The organism is Sinorhizobium sp. Y406, assembly GCF_058732025.1.
This window is the reverse complement of sequence record NZ_CM178975.1, coordinates 1,378,540-1,396,659: the sequence shown is the minus strand read 5'-3', so window position 1 is coordinate 1,396,659 and position 18,120 is coordinate 1,378,540. Positions and strand designations below refer to the sequence as shown.

19 protein-coding genes and 1 pseudogene are annotated in these 18,120 nt (G+C 62.7%); 8 read left to right on the top strand and 12 right to left on the bottom strand.

The annotated features are described in order from the left end of the window. Window positions 1-68 precede the first annotated feature (68 nt). Complete coding sequence (ehuR, locus tag AC4P1R_RS23430) at window positions 69-1,454, bottom strand: MocR-like ectoine utilization transcription factor EhuR (protein WP_069457598.1); 1,386 nt, start codon at window positions 1,452-1,454, stop codon at window positions 69-71. A gap of 104 nt (window positions 1,455-1,558) precedes the next feature. On the opposite strand from ehuR, the gene AC4P1R_RS23425 reads away from it, so the two are divergent. Continuing rightward, on the top strand, window positions 1,559-2,041 hold the full coding sequence (locus AC4P1R_RS23425; protein WP_069457599.1) for an Lrp/AsnC family transcriptional regulator: 483 nt from the start codon (window positions 1,559-1,561) through the stop codon (window positions 2,039-2,041). A gap of 45 nt (window positions 2,042-2,086) precedes the next feature. On the opposite strand, the gene AC4P1R_RS23420 is transcribed toward AC4P1R_RS23425, so the two are convergent. Beyond that, complete coding sequence (locus tag AC4P1R_RS23420) at window positions 2,087-2,302, bottom strand: hypothetical protein (protein ID WP_069457600.1); 216 nt, start codon at window positions 2,300-2,302, stop codon at window positions 2,087-2,089. A 216-nt stretch (window positions 2,303-2,518) separates the two neighbouring features. Between AC4P1R_RS23420 and AC4P1R_RS23415 the strand changes: the two genes are divergently transcribed. The 7 genes and pseudogenes from AC4P1R_RS23415 to AC4P1R_RS23385 all read left to right on the top strand — a co-directional run. Then, entirely contained in the window at window positions 2,519-4,015 is a 1,497-nt protein-coding gene (locus AC4P1R_RS23415) for an NAD-dependent succinate-semialdehyde dehydrogenase (RefSeq protein WP_492178010.1), read from the top strand. Window positions 4,016-4,032: 17 nt separating this feature from the next. Next, window positions 4,033-5,409, top strand: coding sequence for an aspartate aminotransferase family protein (locus AC4P1R_RS23410; RefSeq protein ID WP_492178009.1), 1,377 nt, complete (start codon window positions 4,033-4,035; stop codon window positions 5,407-5,409). Window positions 5,410-5,552: 143 nt separating this feature from the next. Further along, a complete protein-coding gene (locus AC4P1R_RS23405; protein WP_492178008.1) occupies window positions 5,553-6,002 on the top strand; it encodes an MgtC/SapB family protein in 450 nt (149 codons plus the stop codon). A gap of 128 nt (window positions 6,003-6,130) precedes the next feature. Then, window positions 6,131-6,574 (top strand): peptide-methionine (R)-S-oxide reductase MsrB, encoded by a 444-nt coding sequence (gene msrB / locus AC4P1R_RS23400; protein WP_492178007.1) that lies wholly within the window; start codon window positions 6,131-6,133, stop codon window positions 6,572-6,574. Continuing rightward, the gene (msrA, locus tag AC4P1R_RS23395) at window positions 6,575-7,084 is read left to right on the top strand and encodes a peptide-methionine (S)-S-oxide reductase MsrA (RefSeq protein ID WP_492178006.1); all 510 of its coding nucleotides are present in this window, start codon (window positions 6,575-6,577) and stop codon (window positions 7,082-7,084) included. A gap of 78 nt (window positions 7,085-7,162) precedes the next feature. Beyond that, entirely contained in the window at window positions 7,163-7,429 is a 267-nt protein-coding gene (locus AC4P1R_RS23390) for a DUF2277 domain-containing protein (RefSeq protein ID WP_492178005.1), read from the top strand. A 204-nt stretch (window positions 7,430-7,633) separates the two neighbouring features. Continuing rightward, a pseudogene (locus AC4P1R_RS23385) lies at window positions 7,634-7,780 on the top strand (YeiH family putative sulfate export transporter); the annotation flags it as partial. Between the two features lie 258 nt (window positions 7,781-8,038). Here the strand turns inward: AC4P1R_RS23385 and AC4P1R_RS23380 are convergent. From AC4P1R_RS23380 to AC4P1R_RS23335, 10 genes are all read right to left on the bottom strand, one after another. After that, entirely contained in the window at window positions 8,039-9,670 is a 1,632-nt protein-coding gene (locus tag AC4P1R_RS23380; RefSeq protein ID WP_492178829.1) for an acyl-CoA synthetase, read from the bottom strand. 8 nt (window positions 9,671-9,678) lie between these two features. Further along, window positions 9,679-10,479, bottom strand: coding sequence for an enoyl-CoA hydratase (locus tag AC4P1R_RS23375; RefSeq protein WP_492178004.1), 801 nt, complete (start codon window positions 10,477-10,479; stop codon window positions 9,679-9,681). A gap of 21 nt (window positions 10,480-10,500) precedes the next feature. After that, window positions 10,501-10,950: an OsmC family protein gene (locus tag AC4P1R_RS23370; protein ID WP_492178003.1), complete on the bottom strand. Its 450-nt coding sequence runs from the start codon at window positions 10,948-10,950 to the stop codon at window positions 10,501-10,503. Between the two features lie 23 nt (window positions 10,951-10,973). After that, window positions 10,974-12,116 (bottom strand): glycine cleavage T C-terminal barrel domain-containing protein, encoded by a 1,143-nt coding sequence (locus AC4P1R_RS23365; RefSeq protein ID WP_492178002.1) that lies wholly within the window; start codon window positions 12,114-12,116, stop codon window positions 10,974-10,976. Window positions 12,117-12,247: 131 nt separating this feature from the next. Next, window positions 12,248-12,754 carry an Lrp/AsnC family transcriptional regulator gene (locus AC4P1R_RS23360; protein WP_492178001.1) on the bottom strand — a complete coding sequence of 169 codons (507 nt, stop codon included), beginning with the start codon at window positions 12,752-12,754 and terminating at the stop codon, window positions 12,248-12,250. Between the two features lie 298 nt (window positions 12,755-13,052). After that, window positions 13,053-13,928, bottom strand: a complete 876-nt coding sequence (locus AC4P1R_RS23355; RefSeq protein WP_492178000.1) for an amidohydrolase family protein — start codon at window positions 13,926-13,928, stop codon at window positions 13,053-13,055. A gap of 11 nt (window positions 13,929-13,939) precedes the next feature. Further along, a complete protein-coding gene (locus tag AC4P1R_RS23350; RefSeq protein WP_083265263.1) occupies window positions 13,940-15,754 on the bottom strand; it encodes a feruloyl-CoA synthase in 1,815 nt (604 codons plus the stop codon). Continuing rightward, a complete protein-coding gene (locus AC4P1R_RS23345; RefSeq protein WP_207544016.1) occupies window positions 15,751-16,128 on the bottom strand; it encodes a MarR family winged helix-turn-helix transcriptional regulator in 378 nt (125 codons plus the stop codon). Before AC4P1R_RS23345 ends, AC4P1R_RS23350 begins: the two co-directional genes overlap by 4 nt. Window positions 16,129-16,257: 129 nt before the next feature. Next, complete coding sequence (locus AC4P1R_RS23340; protein WP_492177999.1) at window positions 16,258-17,580, bottom strand: TRAP transporter large permease; 1,323 nt, start codon at window positions 17,578-17,580, stop codon at window positions 16,258-16,260. Further along, the gene (locus AC4P1R_RS23335) at window positions 17,577-18,119 is read right to left on the bottom strand and encodes a TRAP transporter small permease (RefSeq protein WP_492177998.1); all 543 of its coding nucleotides are present in this window, start codon (window positions 18,117-18,119) and stop codon (window positions 17,577-17,579) included. Before AC4P1R_RS23335 ends, AC4P1R_RS23340 begins: the two co-directional genes overlap by 4 nt. Window position 18,120 lies beyond the last annotated feature (1 nt).

Here is an 18,120-nt window from a genome sequence, read left to right as displayed (position 1 = left end):
ATCATGTCAATCCCAATAATAATATCATGACAATTGCGCTGGCAGAGCCAAAAATCTCGCGATCCCACTCAGATCGCCAGCAATAGCGCCTCCGGATCGCCCAGTGCCAGGGAGGCGACGGTACCGAGCCCCGTCTTGAGCTCCTCTTCCGTCGTCGAACCGAGCGATATCCGCACCGCCGGGCGCCAACCGCTATCGGCCGTGCGGAAAGAAGCGCCCGGGGCGATCGCCACCCCGCGCAGCCGCGCCTGTGAGACGAAGGCATCTTCCTGATGCCCCTCGGGCAGCGGCAACCAGGCATGGAGGCTTTGGGGGTGGCTGCGATAGGCAAGCCCGGCAAGCGCCTGCGCGGCAATCCGCTGGCGCGCGGCGAGTGCGCGGCGCTGCCAATTCACGAGCTCGAGTGCCGTGCCGTCGCTCACCCAGCGCGTTGCGATCTCCGCAATCGAGGGCGTGGCCATCCAGCTCGACACGAGATGCCGGTTGGCGACGGCCGCGACGTAGCGGTCCGGCGCCACGAGATAACCGATCCTCAAACCCGGCACCGTAATCTTGGTGAAGCTGGTGACATAAAGGGTTCGCTCCGGCGCGAGGGCCGCCACCGGCGGCAACCGGCCTTCCACCAGGGGGCCCAGGATGTCGTTTTCGATTATCGCAACGTCGTGCCGTCGCGCCACCTCTGCGAGCGCGCCCCGCCGTTCGGCACTCATCAGGGTCGCGGTCGGATTGATCACCGACGGCTGCAGGAACACGGCACGCACGACGCCTTTGCGGCAGGCCTCGTCCAATGCATCCGGAATCATGCCGTCGTCGTCGATCGCCAGGCCCTGTAGGTGAATGCCGAGATAGCTGGAAAGCGGCACGAGCGTGTGATGGCTGACGGCTTCCGTCGCAACCGTCGAACCCGGCGGGGCGACGCTCATCAGCGCCACGGTCATCGCCGAGGTCGCACCGTTGGTAAGATTGACATTGAGCGGTGACACGGCGAGCCCACAGCGTGACAGCCACTCGGCGGCGACATTGCGGTGACGCGGGAACACCATGTTCGGCCGGAAGGACAGTGCCGAACTGGCGGGAAGGTTCTCCGCGAGCCAGGCAAAGGCCTGACGCAGCTTTTCAAGATGAAGCTGCTCGCAGACAGGCTTGAGGATCGAAAGATCGATCAATTCGCCGAGGCGCTCCGGCAGATAGGGAGGGTCCGGCTCGCGCGGGCTCGTCTGAACGAAGCTGCCGCGGCCGACCTCGCCCGTGACGAGACCCCGGCGGATAAGCTCCTCATAGGCGCGGCTTACCGTTTGTACCGAGAGCTGCAGCTCCTCCGCGAGCTTTCGATGCGTAGGCAGGCGCGCCCCGGTCTGAAGTTTGCCCTCCTGAATGGCGCGGGAGAATTGGTCGGCCAGAGAGAGATAGGCCGGACGGCTGAGGAGCGTGATGTCGGGGGTCCAACTTGTCATGATTTGACACTGATAAAATTCATCTCAATTGACAATGCAAAAGTGAGACTCCAATCTCTTTTCTCGACTTGTCACTTGAACAATCAAGCCTCGAAAGCCAGCCAATGAAACTCGACGCCATCGATCTGCGCATCCTGGAGGCGATTCAGGCCGACGGGCGCATTACCAAGCTGGCGCTCGCCGAGAAAGCCGGCCTGTCGCCGACACCGTGCTGGGTGCGGCTCAGGAAGCTCGAAAAGGCCGGCATCGTCACCGGTTATCACGCCCGGCTGGCGCTCCGCCGTGTTGCACCGGTTGCGAGCGTCTTCGTCGAGGTGACGCTGGGCAACCATCGCCAGGCGGATTTCGACCGCTTCGAGCGCGCGATCGCCTCCACTCCCGAGATCGTCGCCTGTTGGTCGGTCGGCGGCGGGGTGGACTATATGCTCAAGGTGGTGACGGCCGACATCGATGCTTATCAGCGACTTGTCGACGAGCTGCTCGGCCGGGACATCGGCATCGACCGCTATTTCACCTACATCGTCACCAAAACGGTCAAGGAAGAGGCCGTGCTGCCGCTCGACTCGCTCTTGCCTCAGGTGAATTGAAAAGGATGGAGCCAGGCAGCCCGCCGATGACCCGGGGGCTTTGCGCTAGCTTGTGTGATCGTCCAAAATGTCGTGCCGCTTCAATTCGTCGATCGCCTCGAGCGCTTCGTCGGCGGACCAGCCGGCGGAAATCGCCGCCTCGATGAGCGCGGCTTCCACCTCTTGCTCTAGCTCGACATACAGCGGCTCCAGCGCCTCCTGCACGGTCAGGATGTGCTCATCAGCCGTGGCGGCGGGGCGATGGGGCAATGACGGATTCATGGCGCAATCCTCCCTCGTTCACGCGGAGACGTGTTTCGCACAACGGCCGAGGAGAGCTTCTGTTCCACAACCTGAAGCGATTTTCCTGGACGCGGAGACAATCTCTCTCGCGACCGCCGCTACTTTGGTCAAAGTCTCCGGCTCGCACCGGGTGTTTGGTCAATCTCTCGCGGCAAGGCTGGCAAACTTGTGGAGACCAGACCGAGGAGACCCGCCATGACCGCAGTCTTTGCCCGAACCGCGTTTCACGAAGCCCTGAAGCAGCTGAACGACCGGCAATTGCTGCGTGAGCTCGCCTATGTCGGCGGCCGTTGGGTTGGCGGACGCGACGGCAAGTGTATCGAAGTGGACGATCCGGCCAGCGGCGCGGCGCTCGCCTTCGTCGCTTCGGTCGATGAGGCCCAGACGGCCGAGGCCATCGATGCCGCTGCCAAGGCATTCCCCGCATGGCGCAGCATGCTGCCGCAAGCACGGGCCGCCATTCTGCGCAAGTGGTACGAACTGATGCTTGCCGCCAAGGAGGACCTTGCCCTGCTGATGACGCTGGAGCAGGGCAAGCCGCTTGCGGAATCGCGTGGCGAAATCGACTACGCCGCCTCGTTCATCGAGTGGTATGCCGAGGAAGGCAAGCGTCTCAACGCCGAAAGCGTGACGAGCCATCTGCCGGGCGCGGAGATGATCGTGCGCCGCGAAGCGCTTGGCGTCGTCGGCATCGTCACGCCCTGGAACTTTCCCTCCGCCATGGTCACCCGCAAGGCGGCTGCCGCACTTGCGGCCGGTTGCACCGTCATTTCGCACCCCTCTTCCGAAACGCCTCTTTCGGCTCTGGCCCTTGCCGAACTCGGCGAACGCGCCGGTCTCCCGCCGGGCGTATTCAATGTCGTTCCGGGAAAGGCGTCGACGGTCGTCGGGCACATGTGCGAAGACGCCCGCGTCCGCGCGATGAGCTTCACCGGGTCGACTGAGATCGGTCGGCTCATCGCGGCGAGCTCCGCGCCGACGATGAAGCGGCTGGTGATGGAGCTCGGCGGCCAGGCCCCGCTGATCGTCTTTGCCGACGCCGATGTCGGGAAGGCAGCCGACATTGCGGTCGCGGCGAAGTTCGCGACCTCCGGGCAGGACTGTCTCGCAGCCAATCGCATCTACGTCGAACGACCGATCCTCAACGCCTTTGAGGAGGCTTTCGCAGCGCGGATCGCGCGCCTGAAGACGGGCCCCGGCCTCGAGCCCGGCACCGACATTGGACCCCTGATGCATGCGCGGGCCATCGCCAAGGTCGAAGAGCACGTGGCCGACGCCTTGAAGCGGGGAGCAAGGCTCGTCGCCGGCGGCCGGCGCCACCCGGCAGGGCCGTTGTTCTTCCAGCCGACGCTGCTGGCCGACGTGCCCGACGAGGCGCTGATCATGCGTGAGGAGACATTCGGCCCGGTCGCGGCCGTCACCGGCTTCGACAGCGAGGACGAAGTGATCGATCGTGCCAACGACACCGAGTACGGGCTCGTCGCCTATGTCGTCACCGAAAACGGCGCCCGCCAGATGCGGCTCGCCCGGGCGCTGGAATACGGGATGGTCGCGATCAACCGGGTGAAGATCACCGGCGGACCGATCCCCTTCGGCGGCTGGAAGCAATCCGGCCTGGGCCGCGAGGGCTCCCGTCACGGCATGGAGGCCTTCACCGAGCTCAAATATCTCTGCATCGACACCGCTGCCTGACCGCGAAAGGAAAGACCATGCTCGAAAGAAGCAACGAACTCACCGCCTGGGATCGCGACCACTTTTTCCATCCCTCCACCCATATGGGCATGCACGCGCGCGGCGAGAGTGCAAGCCGCGTGATCGCTGGCGGCGAAGGCGTCTACATCACCGATATTGCCGGCAAGCGTAGCCTCGACGCTTTTGCCGGCCTCTACTGTGTCAATGTCGGCTATGGCCGCCAGAAGATTGCCGAGGCGATTGCCGAACAGGCAAAGAATCTCGCTTATTATCACGCCTATGTCGGCCACGGCACGGAAGCTTCGATCCGGCTTTCCAAGATGATCATCGAGCGGGCGCCGGAAGGGATGTCCCGCGTTTATTTCGGGCTTTCCGGCTCGGACGCCAACGAGACCAACATCAAGCTCATCTGGTACTACAACAACATTCTCGGCCGGCCGGAGAAAAAGAAGATCATCTCGCGCTGGCGCGGCTATCACGGCTCGGGCGTGATGACCGGATCGCTGACAGGCCTTCACCTCTTCCACAACGCCTTCGACCTGCCGCGTGCGCCGATCCTGCACACGGAGGCGCCCTATTATTTCCGCCGTCCCGATCGCGCGATGAGCGAAGAGCAGTTCTCGCAATATTGCGCCGATAAGCTCGAGGAGATGATCGTCGCCGAAGGGCCGGAGACGGTCGCCGCCTTCATCGGCGAGCCGATCCTCGGCACCGGCGGCATCGTGCCGCCGCCAAAGGGCTATTGGCAGAAGATCCAGGCGGTGCTCCGGAAATACGATATCCTGCTCGTCGCCGACGAGGTCGTGACCGGTTTCGGCCGCCTCGGCACGATGTTCGGCGCCGATCACTACGGCATCAAGCCGGACCTGATCACCATTGCCAAGGGGCTGACCTCGGCCTACGCGCCGCTTTCCGGCTCGATCGTCTCCGACGGCGTCTGGCAGGTGCTGGTGAAGGGCTCGGACGAGCTCGGTCCGATCGGCCATGGCTGGACCTATTCGGCGCACCCGATTTGTGCCGCCGCCGGCATCGCCAATCTCGAGCTGATCGATGAGCTCGGCATCGTCGAGAATGCGGGTTCGACGGGGACCTATTTCCGAGCCGAACTGCAAAAGGCGGTTGGCGACCACGCCCATGTCGGCGAGGTGCGCGGCGACGGCCTGATGGCAGCGGTCGAATTCGTCGAGGACCGCGACGATCGCAGGTTCTTCGATCCCGGGCGCAAGATCGGGCCGCAGGTTGCAACGGCGCTCGCCGAGCGCGGCGTCCTCGGCCGCGCCATGCCGCAGGGCGACATCCTCGGTTTCGCGCCGCCGCTCTGCCTGACGCGCGAGGAAGCCGATATCGTGGTCGAGGCAGCAGCCGATGCGATCCATTCCGTCCTCGGCCGCTGAGGGGCGGGCATACAGTGCGCGGCAGAGAAGGCGTGCATGCGGGCGCGTCCTGGGAACCTATCCGGCGCACTCCGGTTGGAGCTGGTTCGGCCTCCGCATAACGCGGCGGCGCCATAGGCCGTTTCCGGGTGGGTGCAGCGAAAATGGAGCTGGGTTTTGATCTCGACCGCCTGATTCAGGATCTGACCAAGATCCTGATTGCCTTCACGTTGGCCCTTCCGATCGGATGGGAAAGGGGACGCGGCCGCTACAGCGTCGGCTTCAGGACCCTTCCGATCGTCGCCGTGGCGGCCTGCGGCTTCGCGCTCGTCGTCAACACCGACTTTCCGGGGAGTGCGGAAGCTCAGGCGCGCGTGCTCCAGGGCGTCGTGACCGGCGTGGGTTTCATAGGAGGCGGTGCGATCGTCAAGCTGCGGCACAATGTGAAGGGACTTGTTACCGCCGCCAGCATCTGGAATGCCGGCGCCATCGGCGCGGCCGTCGGACTGGGAAACCTGAACGTCGCGGTCGTTCTGAGCGTCATCAATCTGAGCAGTCTCGTGGTCCTCGCTTATCTCAATGTCGACGGCGGTGAAGATGAGAGCAGCCAATGAGCCAGACCAGATCGGCAAAGATCGGAAGGCCTTCTCCCGGGGGCATTGAATCCATGCACGTCCCGCATTGGAAATCCTCGTGGGCAATCGCCATATTCAGGAAGCAGATGCGAGGACGGAGATAGGCAATGAACTATGCAAAGACCGACGAGGCCATCAGGAAGCTTTCGCCCGAGCAATATCGTGTGACGCAGCAGAACGGCACCGAACGCCCTTTCACGGGGGAATATTGCGACAACAAAAGGCCGGGGATCTATGTCGACGTCGTTTCCGGCGAACCGCTGTTCGCTTCGTCCGACAAGTTCGATTCCGGCTGCGGCTGGCCGAGTTTCACCAAGCCGATCGTACCGGCAAACATCAACGAATTGCGGGATAGCTCCCATGGTATGATCCGCACCGAGGTGCGCTCCGCGCATGGCGACAGTCACCTCGGCCATGTGTTTCCCGATGGCCCGCCAGACCGCGGCGGACTTCGCTATTGCATCAATTCCGCTGCCCTGCGCTTTATTCCACGCGAGGAAATGGAAGCCGAGGGCTATGGCGCGTTCATCGACCAGGTGGAGGAAATCTGAATGACCGAGAAAGCTGTTTTGGCCGGCGGCTGCTTCTGGGGGATGCAGGATCTGATCCGCAAGCTCCCGGGGGTTATATCGACCCGCGTCGGCTACACCGGCGGCGACGTGCCGAACGCGACCTATCGCAATCACGGCACCCATGCCGAGGCGATCGAAATCGTCTTCGATCCTGAAACCATCAGCTACAGGCAGATTCTGGAGTTCTTCTTCCAGATTCATGATCCGACCACCAGAAATCGGCAGGGCAATGACATCGGCCTCTCCTACCGCTCCGCGATCTACTATGCCGACGATGAGCAGAAGCGAATAGCCGAGGACACCATCGCAGACGTCGAGGCGTCGGGACTTTGGCCGGGCAAGGTCGTGACCGAAGTCTGCCCGATCGGGGACTTCTGGGAGGCGGAGCCGGAGCATCAGGATTATCTGCAGCGCTATCCCAACGGTTACACCTGCCATTATCCGCGCCCCGACTGGGTGTTGCCGCGACGGAGGACTGCCGCCGAATAGGCCGGCTGCCGGGATTGGGCTTTACCGGCCGCGGTCCACCGCAAACTATTTGAAGACGAGGATGACCGGGAGCAAGGCATGTGCAGAAACATAAGAACGCTGTTCAATTTCGAACCGCCGGCGACTGACCAGGAGATCCACGATGCTGCGCTCCAGTTCGTGCGCAAGCTATCCGGTACGATCAGGCCGTCGAAGCGTAATGAAGCGGCGTTCGATCACGCCGTGCGTTCAATCGCGGAATGCGCCCGCGAGCTGCTCGGTTCTCTGGAGACATCCCAACCGCCACGCAACCGTGAGGAAGAAGCCGCGAAAGCGCGCGCGAAAAGCGCCGTGCGGTTCGCGTGACCTGCGGGCGGGGCGCGCTGCATCTCTCCTTCAATCGACCTCGATTTAGACTATGGATCGGTTCCAGAGTTCACGAAGTTGCGCAGGCTGTCGGAGAGCTTTCGCGCAAGGCGAGGTCGCCGGCCAGATGGGCACCATCACCAAGCTGAGCCGGGTAATCCTGCTTGCCCCGGCGATCCTGGCATTGGGCGCACTCGCTACGCTATGCGGCGCGCAAATGATCAGGCCGCTACAAAACCGCCTGTGCCATGGTTCGTTTTCGGCTTTATCGGCGTAATGCTGCTGAACTCGGCGGTGCAGGTGCCGACCGAATGGCACTGCCGGATCGTAACCGCGACTGCCTTCCTGCTGGCTGTGGCGCTGGCGGCAATGGGGCTGGAAACGGATATACGGAAACTGCGGCTCAAGGGGATTTCCTCTTGTTCTGGGCGCGGTGGCCTGGCTGTTTATCTCGACGCTCAGCCTCACCCTGATTTACCTGGTCGGTGCGGCTTGAAGAGAGCATGGGCTGGTGGTCGTAGCCCAACCGCAGGATCGTCATTCCGTCCCCGTCTGCACATCCCTCAGCACTTGCCGTGCCTGCCACCTCGCGGTCCTCGGACGTGGCGTTCAGGCGGCGAGCCCGCGGGCTTGCTCGCGCAGGGCGAATTTCTGGATCTTCCCTGTCGATGTTCTGGGAAGCTCCTGGAAGACCACGCGTTTCGGCGCCTTGAACCCGGCCAGGTTCTGGCGGCAAAAGCCGATCAGCGTGGCCTCGTCGACCGTCGAATTCGTTTTCAGCTCGACAAAGGCGCAGGGCACCTCGCCCCATTTGTCATGTGGCATCGCCACGACGGCGACAACGGCAACCGCGGGATGGCGGTAGAGCACTTCCTCGACCTCGATCGAAGATATGTTCTCGCCGCCCGAAATGATGACATCCTTTGACCGGTCCTTGAGTTGGATATACCCGTCGGGATGCATGACACCCAGATCACCAGAATGGAACCAGCCGCCGGCAAAGGCTTTCTGCGTAGCCGCGGGATTGCGGAAATAGCCCTTCATCACGACGTTGCCGCGGAACATGACCTCTCCCATCGTCTGGCCGTCGCGTGGCACGGGCAGCATCGTGTCGGGATCAAGCACGTCAAGCTGTTCCAGCGGCAGGTAGCGCACACCTTGGCGGGCCTTCAGCGCAGCCTGCCTGGCCGGGTCCAGATCTGACCAGCCTTGATGCCAGTCGTTGACGACCGCAGGCCCATAGGTTTCCGTCAGCCCATACAGGTGCGTCACATCGAACCCTGCATCCTTCATCTCGGTCAGCACCGACTCTGGCGGCGGAGCGGCGGCGGTAAAGAACCGCACGGATCGGTCCAGATCGCGTTTCACCGCGTCCGGGGCCGAGATCAGTAGCGACATCACGACGGGCGCGCCGCACAGATGGGTGACACCTTCGCAGGCCAGCGCGTTCCAGATCGGTTCAGGCCGCACCTGCCGCAGGCAGACATGGGTGCCGACGATGGCCGACATTGTCCAGGGGAAGCACCAGCCGTTGCAATGAAACATCGGCAGGGTCCAAAGATAGACCGCGTGTTTCTGCATAGAGGTGGTCAGCGCATTGCCCTGAGCAAGCAGGTAGGCCCCCCGGTGATGGGATACCACACCCTTGGGGTCGCCGGTCGTGCCCGAGGTGTAGTTGATCGAGATCGCATCCCATTCGTCCTCGGGCATCAGCCAGGCAAAGTCGGGGTCGCCCTCTGACAGGAACGCCTCGTAATCGGCCGCTTCGGTGGTGGGCGCCGGCCCAGCATATTCCGGATCGTCGCATTGGATCAACACGGGCTCGACACTGGCAATGGCAAGCGCCTCTTGCATCAGCGGCATGAACTCCCTGTCCACGATCACGAACCTGGACATCGCGTGATCAAGCTGGAATGCGATGATCGCCGCATCCAGGCGGGTGTTGATCGAATGCAGAACCGCGCCGCACATCGGCACGCCGTAGTGGCATTCGAGCATCGGCGGCGTGTTGGGAAGCAGCACCGACACCGTGTCGCCGCGCCCGATCCCATGTCCGGCCAATGCCGAGGCAAGCATCCGCGAGCGCGCATAGAATTCGGCATAGGTGCGGCGCAGCGCGCCATGCACGATCGCAGTGTGATCCGGAAAGACGCTGGCCGCGCGTTCGAGGAAGCCCAGCGGGGTCAGCGGCTGAAAATTGGCCGGCGTACGGTCCAGATCGGTTTTGTACGAGTTTGCCATGCCGGACCTCACTGATCCTGCCATTGGGGCGCGCGTTTTTCGATGAAAGCGCCGATGCCTTCTTCGGCGTCCCGGGCGAGCATGTTTTCGACCATCACCTGCGAGGCGTAATCATATGCCTCGGACAGCGGCATCTCGCGCTGTGCATAGAAAGCGCGTTTGCCGATGGCCAGCGTCATGCTCGACTTGGACGCGATCTTGCGCGCCATTTCAGTGGTTGCGTCGCGCAAGGCTTCAGGCGCCACGGTTCGGTTGACCAGCCCGATTTCGGCCGCGCGGGCGGCCCCGGTTATTTCGCCCGTCAGCAGCATTTCCATTGCGTGCTTGTTAGCCACGTTGCGTGAGAGGGCGACCATCGGGGTCGAGCAGAACAGACCGATATGAACGCCCGGCGTGCTGAACCGGGCGGTGTCCGCCGCAACCGCCAGATCGCAACTGGCGACCAACTGGCAGCCCGCCGCCGCTGCAATGCCTGCAACCTCGGCGATGACGGGCTTGGGGCAGTTGACAATTGTCTGCATGACGCCCGAACACATGGGCATGACCTTACTGAAATAAGCCCGTCCGCGATCCGGATTCGCGCGCGCGGCGGTCATTTCCTTCAGGTCGTGGCCGGCGCAGAAGGCTGGCCCGTTCGCGGCCAGAATGATCACACGCACCGCCGGGTCGGTCCCCGCTTGCGCAAAAGCGGCGCCCAGTTCGGACAGCATTGCCTCGGACAAAGCGTTGCGCCGACCGGCATCGTTCAGCGTCAGGCGCAGGATGCCACTGTCATCAAGATCACGCAGCAGGATATCGCTGTCTTGCACGGGTCCGTTCCTTTACGGCTGTTACAGGATGTTGACACCGACGCTGTCGGCCAGCGTGTTGGCGATGAAGCAATAGCGATGCGCGCGGTCCTGCATCTGCTCCATTTCCGCTGCACTGACCTGAAAGCCGGTGTCGAAGCGCACCACCGGATGCAGATCGATACGGGTCACCGACATCTGTCCCTTGGAGTTCTTGCCAAGATGTGCGACCGCGTAGTCGTGATAGGTGGCCACCGGCCAGCCGGCCTTGGCCGCGAGGGCAAGAAAGGTCATCATGTGGCAACTCGAAAGCGCCGAGGCGAGGGCCTGTTCGGGGTTGGTGTTGGCGGGGTCGCCGCCCCAATCCGGGGCGGCGTCCACCTGAACGTGAAATTTGTTGTTGTACTGAACGGTATGTTCGGCCGAATAGGCGCCGGGTTTCAGTTCCGGCTCAATGCGCTGCCAATGCAGCTGGATCGAAAGTTCGGACATGTGGCGAAGCTCCCTTCCGGCTGTCACGCGGCTGCAAGCGATTTCTTGGGGTCGAAAAAGGGGATATCAACGACCACTGCGCGCGTCGGGCCAGACGGCGCCATCACCTCAAGATCGGCTCCCATCCCGGGGATCTCAACCGAGACCATTGCGAGGGCGATGTTCTGCTTCAGTCGCGGCGAATAGATAGCCGAGGTGACCTTGCCGACCACGGCACCGTCCTTGTTGATCGTCCAGGAGGTGGTGTTGGGTCCCTTCAGCGGTGCGCCGTCGATGACAAGACCCACCTGCTTGCGGCGAACACCCTCGTCCTCGATGCGGCGCAGCGCGGCCTTGCCGATGAAATCGGCCTCCATGTCGAGGTTCACCAATCGATCAAGCCCTAGCTCGAACGGGTTGGTGTGGATATCGGCATCGGCATGATACGAGAGCATGCCGCCTTCGATCCGGCGGATCGTAGAGGTGTGGCCCGGCTTCAGACCGAAGGGGGCGCCTGCCGCCATGATCTTCTCCCACAGCTCGTCCCCGCGCGACCCGTCCCGCAGGTAGAGCTCGTAGCCCAGTTCGCTCGACCAGCCGGTGCGCGACACGATCAGCGGGATGCCGTCCAGATCGACCTCGCGCAGCCAGTAGTATTTCAGGTCCATGATGCTGTCGCCAAAGAGCGCCTTCATGATCTCGCCCGATTTCGGGCCCTGCAATTGCAGGGGCGACACATCAGGCTCGCGGATCGTGACATCCATGCCGGAGTGCACGGCAACGCCTTGAGCCCAAAGCAGAATATCGCTGTCGGCCAGCGAGATCCAGAAGTGGTTTTCGCCCAGACGCAGGAGGATCGGATCGTTCAGGATGCCGCCATCGGCATTGGTGATCAGGATGTACTTGCACTGCCCGACGGCCATTTTCGACAGATCGCGCGGCGTCAGCATTTGCGCGAATTTGGCGGCATCTGGACCGGCGATCTCGACCTGGCGCTCGACCGCCACGTCACACAGGATCGCGTCATTCACAAGGTTCCAGAAATTCTGTTCCGGGTCACCGAAATCACGCGGGATGTACATGTGATTATAGACCGAGAATCCCTTGGCGCCCCAGCGGACGGTTGCATCGAAATAGGGGGATTTGCGGATCTGCGTGCCGAACCCAAAGTCGTTCGATTGTGTCATGGTATCACCCTTCTGCACCAGCGGCCTGCTGCCGTGGAAGAACAATTAGCTTGGGATGTGGTGGACTTGCGGACTGAAAACACGTCCCGGAAAGACCAAAAGGGCTTTTGTGCGGGCGCCGGAAAGACCGTTCAGTCTCTTGCTTTCAAATGACCGCTTCTTGTCGCCAGATCCGTCAGGTTGGGCTGCGTGAATTTGACCTCGCGCGTGACGATATAGGTCATGTACCGACCGATCCCCAGTTCCTCGGCAAGCAGGGTTTCCATCAACTCCTGAAAAGCGGACAGGGTCGGGGTGAAGATCTTCAGAACATAATCCATGCCGCCGCCAGTCGCGATGCATTCGACGATCTCGTCCTGCTTCCGAATGCGGTCCTCGAACCTGTCGAAATCGACCTTTCGGTGCTGTGTCAGCGAGACGGTGACGACGACCTGGGTAAAATCGACGATGCGCTCAAGGGCAACATCGGCGTGGTAACCCCGGATGTATCCAGCCCCTTTCAGCCTGGCCAAACGCGCCCAGCACGGCGTCGCCGACAAGTTGACGATCTCGGCCAGTTTGGTTTTGCTGAGCTGCCCATGTTTCTGTACCGCACTGAGGATGCGAATATCGGTCGCGTCGAGGCTGAGCTTTTTCATCCACTTTGATCTTTCAACGAGCTACAAAAAAATCCGCAGGCCTGGCTCGCCCACTTGCTTCACCGCATTGCCGGTTATCCAGCGCACCGGATCGATGAGCGCCGGACGTGCAAGAGATCGCCATCGACAAGATCACCGCCGACACCATCGACAAGTTTGAACGTCCCACTTGGTAAGATAGTCTAGGGGCAATTCAAAGTGCTGCAGCGGCCTTTGCGCGTCCAATAAGACGCGCAAAATCCGCTGCAGGAAAACGTGGCCGGGTCAGTCGCGCCTTCGACCGGCGCGGTGAAGGGAATCACCTGCCGACACCGAGGAGCCGCATCGCATTCTCCTTGAGAATGAGCGGCCGCACCTCGTCCTTGAAATCCGCCTTGTCGAAGGCATCGAGCCATTTCTCGGGCGCAATCATCGGCCAGTCCGAGCCGAAAAGCATCTTCTTCTTCAAAAGGCTGTTGGCGTAGCGCACCAAGATCGGCGGGAAATATTTCGGCGACCATCCCGAGAGGTCGATATAGACATTCGGCTTGTGTTGCGCGACGGCAATTGCCTCTTCCTGCCAGGGAAAGCTCGGATGGGCCGCGATGATGTTCATGTCGGGAAAATCGACCGCGACGTCATCGAGGTACATCGGGTTGGAGTATTTGAGGCGCATCCCGTTGCCGCTGCGCATGCCGGACCCCACACCCGTTTGTCCGGTGTGGAAAAGTGCGACGCAGCCGTGTTCGGCCAGCACCTCGTAGAAGGGATAGGCCATCCGGTCATTCGGATAGAAGCCCTGCATGGTGGGGTGAAACTTGAACCCCCTGATGCCGTGCTGCTCGATCAGCCGGCGCGCCTCGCGCACGGCCATCTTCCCCTTCCAGGGGTCGATCGAGGCGAAGGGGATCAGGACGTCATCGTTCTCTTTGACGAGTTCGAGCACCTCGTCGTTGGAGTAACGGCGATAGCCCGTTTCACGTTCGGCGTCGACCGGGAAGATCACCGCGGCGATGTTCATGGCGCGGTAGTGCGCGGCCGTCTCCGGAATGGTCGGAGGGTGCTTCCATGGAGCGCCGAAATAGCTCGCCATCGTTGACTGCAGCTCATCATAACCATCATCCGCGTGACAGCCGCAGGGCTCTTCGGCGTGGGTATGGATGTCGATCGCGCGGACCTTGGCAAAATCCACCATTCTAACCTCCGTCAGACGCGTATCAGCGCCGGGTCTTCGTTGTCATAGAGGCGCTCGAGCAGTGTGGCCCTGCGCATGATGATCTTGCGGACGTTGAGCGAGCCCTTGTCGGTGATCTCCGCATCCTTCAGCGAAGGCGGCTCTGAAAGGATGATCGCGCGGCTGATGCGCCGGCCCGATCCGGTGGCCGCCGCGGCCATGTCGCGCAGCCGCGCCTCGATCCTGGCCTGCAGCGCCGCATCGATAACGGCGCCATCCGAACTGTTCTCGCCGCGCAGCTGATCGGGGCGCGGAAAGATGAAAAGTCCGATCGCATCGCGGTCATGGCCGCAGACCACCACATCCTGAACCAGCCCCCGCAGGGCCTCCAGTGCTTGCAGCCGTAGCTTGCCAGCCTGGACCCAGGTGCCGGTCTGGAGCTTGAAATCCTCCGAAACGCGGCCGTCGAAAGTGAGGCCGCGGTCGGGATCGTCGTTGCTGACGAACCGGACCGCGTCCCCGGTCCGCAGAAAGCCCTCCTCGTCGAAGGCCTCGGCGGTCTTGGCCGGGTCGCCGAAATATCCCGGCATGATGTTCGGTCCCTTCACGCGCAACTCGCAACGCATGTCGCCGTCGGGGATCAGCTTGACCTCGGTTCCCGGCAGCGGCACGCCGACGACGCCCGAACGCCCGATGGGCTCGTGCACCATGATGGTGGCCGGCGCCGTCTCGGTCATGCCCCAGCTCGAGATCATAAGCGGGAGGCGCCCGCGAACCTCCATGGCCATCGTCTCCAGGCGGGTCCAGACGTCCTGCGGCAGCGACGCGCCGGCATAGAAGATCATGTCGAGATCGCGGAAATAGGCTTGGCGAAGGGCATCGTTGGTTTCCATTTCGCGTACCAGCATGGAGAAGCCGACCGGCACGTTGAAAGAGAGCGTTCCGGCTCTTGCAATGATGTTGCGTACCGTCTCGCTGAACAGCGTCCCGGTCGGCTTGCCGTTGTCGATGGTCAGCGTTCCGCCATGCGCCAGCATCATGTTGACGTTGTGCGAGCCGCCGAAGACATGGTTCCAGGGCAGCCAATCGCAGATGCGCGGCGGCCGGTCCTTGAGAAAGGGCAGGACGGAGGCCATCTGCGACTGGTTTGCGCACAGCATGCGCTGGGTGGTCAGCACTCCCTTCGGGTCGGATGAAGATCCGGAGGTGAAGAGTATCTTGGCGACCGTATCCGGGCCGACCGTGGCAAGGCGCCCGTCGATATCGGCCGCCGTGTCTCCTTCGAGCAGCTCCGCGAAGGGAGTGACGGGCCTGGAGGCGCCTTCGGTTCTGGTCGCGACGATCTCGATGCCGTCGAACTGCGGCAGGGCCAGCGCGCCGGCATAACGCCCCGCATCGTCGGCGAAGACGAGCCTCGGCCGGACCTTCTCGATGACGTAGACGAGCCGCGCATGGGCCTCCGGGATCAGCGAATACTGCTCGGCGAGCGGCACCGTCGGCACGCCGGCATATTGTGCAGCGAAGGAAAGCAGCGCGTGGTCGACGGAGTTGCCGGAGAGGATCGCGATGGGCGTTTCCTGGCCGAGACCGCGTGCGATAAGCGCGGCGGCAATGGCCCGCACATGCCCGAGCGTCTCGGCGTAGGTGATGTCGCGCCAGCCTTCGCCGGCACGCTCGGAAAGAAACACCCGTTGGGGCGCCTGCTCGGCCCAGCGGTGCAGCCAGTCGGCGGTACGCCTTGCGACCGGATCGAGCGGCAGGTTCGAGGTCAGGAGCAGATGCCCCGGGAGCTGGCGCATGGAAACGGAATGCGGGACAGTCCGCAGCCCGGTCATCGCGTCGATCATTGCCTTTCCCCCCGTCGGCGCCGCGCCCCGCGGGCGGCGCGGTCAAGCAAGCCCCGAAGGACACGCAGTTCCTCCGGGTTGAGTTCGGAAAAAAGTGCCGCCTCGTGCGCCCGAACGGCGAATTCGGCCCGTTGCCACAGTTCCCGTCCTTCCGCCGTTACCTGCAGCGCATAGGCGCGCCGGTCGGATTCGACCGGCATTCGCTCCACGGCACCCATTCCCTCCAGTTCGTCCACGACGAGCACGACGCCGGAACGCTTGATATTCAGGATCTGGGAAAGCTGGGTCTGAGAGATGCCGGGGCTCGCGACGACGACCGCAAGCGCCGAGAACGTACCGACCCGCAGTCCCAGCGGTGCGAGGGTGTCGCTCACGTCCTCCTGGACCGGAATGAACGCTCGCTTGATACTGTATCCCACGAACTGGCGGAGCAGCCTGTCGTCCGGCTCCACGGCATCCGTGACTGGATCAGAATTGGCGGTCGCAGGAATGGTCGGGCCTCCTCAGTTCGCGACGACATCAACGAGCCAGTAGCTCAGGGCCGGAAAGCTGATGATGACGGCAATGCGGGTGAATTCGGCAATGATGAACGGCAGCGTGCCTCGGAAGATCTCGGTCATCGGGATGTCCTTGGCCAGGGCCGAGATGACGAAGAGGTTCATGCCCACCGGCGGCGTGATCAGGCCCATCTCGACGACGATGAGGGAGAGGATTCCGAACCACATTGCCAGGTGCTCGGGGGTCAGACCGAAATCGAGGGCCATGATCGTCGGGAAGAAGACGGGTACGGTCAAAAGGATCATCGACAGGCTGTCCATCAGGCAGCCCATGACGAGATAGAAGACGACCATCGAGAGCAGGACCAGCATCGGCGGAATGCCCGAGCCGGCAAAGAACCCGGCCACCTCGACCGGCATGCGGCTGAGCGCCAGCGCCACGTTGAACAGATCGGCCCCGAAGACGATCGCGAAGATCATCGCGGTCGATCCGGCGGTGTCGATCAGGCTGTCGATGACCGACAGGGCAGTGAGCTTGCCCTTCAGACGCCCGAGGATCAGGGTCAGCACGACTCCCACCGCCGCTCCCTGCGCCGGGGTGAAGAAGCCGCCATAGATGCCGCCGAGCACGATCGCGAAGATCAGGACCACGTGCCAGATGCCGCGCAGCGACCGCAGCCGCTGACGCAGGTCTGCGCGCTCGCTGGTCGGCCCCTCTTCGGGATAGAGCCGCACATAGACCGAAATGGCGAGCATGAAGCCGATGACGGCCAATATGCCGGGAACGGTTGCGGCGAGGAACAGTTTGACGATGTTCTGCTCGGTCAGCAGTGCATAGATGATCAGAACCACGGAAGGCGGGATGAGGATGCCCAGCGTTCCCCCCGCCGCCAGCGCTCCGGAGGAAAGTGCGCTGGAAAAGCCGTGTTTGCGCATCTCCGGCATGGCCACGCGCGTCATGGTCGAGGCAGTTGCGAGCGACGAGCCTGAGATCGAGCCGAAAAGTGCGCAACCCGCGACCGCCGCCATCGCAAGGCCTCCGTTCAGATGCCCGATCCAGGCGCGCGCCGCCGCGAAGATCGATGCGGAGATGCCGGAATTCGTCGCCAGATGCCCCATCAGGATGAAGAGCGGAACGACGGCGAAGTCGTAGGACATGAATTTGTCGACCCAGGCCGTATTCAGATATGCCAACAGGCTCGCCGTCGAGCTCAGCTGGACGTAGCCCACCGCGCCCACCAGTCCCATGGCGAGGGCGATCGGCATGCGAATGAAGATCAGAAGGAATAACGCGACGACCAGGATGATCGCGATGGCAAAAGGAGTCATGCAGCAGTCCTTATCCGGAAAGTGCGAGGGAACAGCGTTGAAAGTCCCTGCAGGGTCGCAACGACGGCCGACAGTCCGGTGCCCAGGACCGCCGGAGTGTAGACCCACCAGATCGGGGCGCTGAGGAGCATCGTCCGGTCACCATAGCCACGCACTTCGACCAGGCCTTCAAGGAGCCGCCAGCACAGGAAGGACCAGGCGAGCGCGAAGATCGCCGTCCAGATCGCGTCGATGGTGCGGTTGGTCGCGCCGGGCAACCAGTTGGTGAACACGTCAACCATGACATGTCCCTTCACCAGCTGACACAGCGGCAGAAACAAGGAGGCGCAGGCCGCGCAGGAGAGCTCCACCAGTTCGAACTCGCCGCGAATGGCGCCGAGGCCCAGGGTCGCACTGGCAACCGACAGGGTCACCATCAAGGCGGCGCCGAGAACGACCAGCCCGCCAAGACCTGCGAGCGCGGTACAGGCGACATAGAGCAGCCGGAACAGGAGGGAATCTCCCCCCTGCTCGCCCTCGATGCGAAAGCGTTCCGCCATG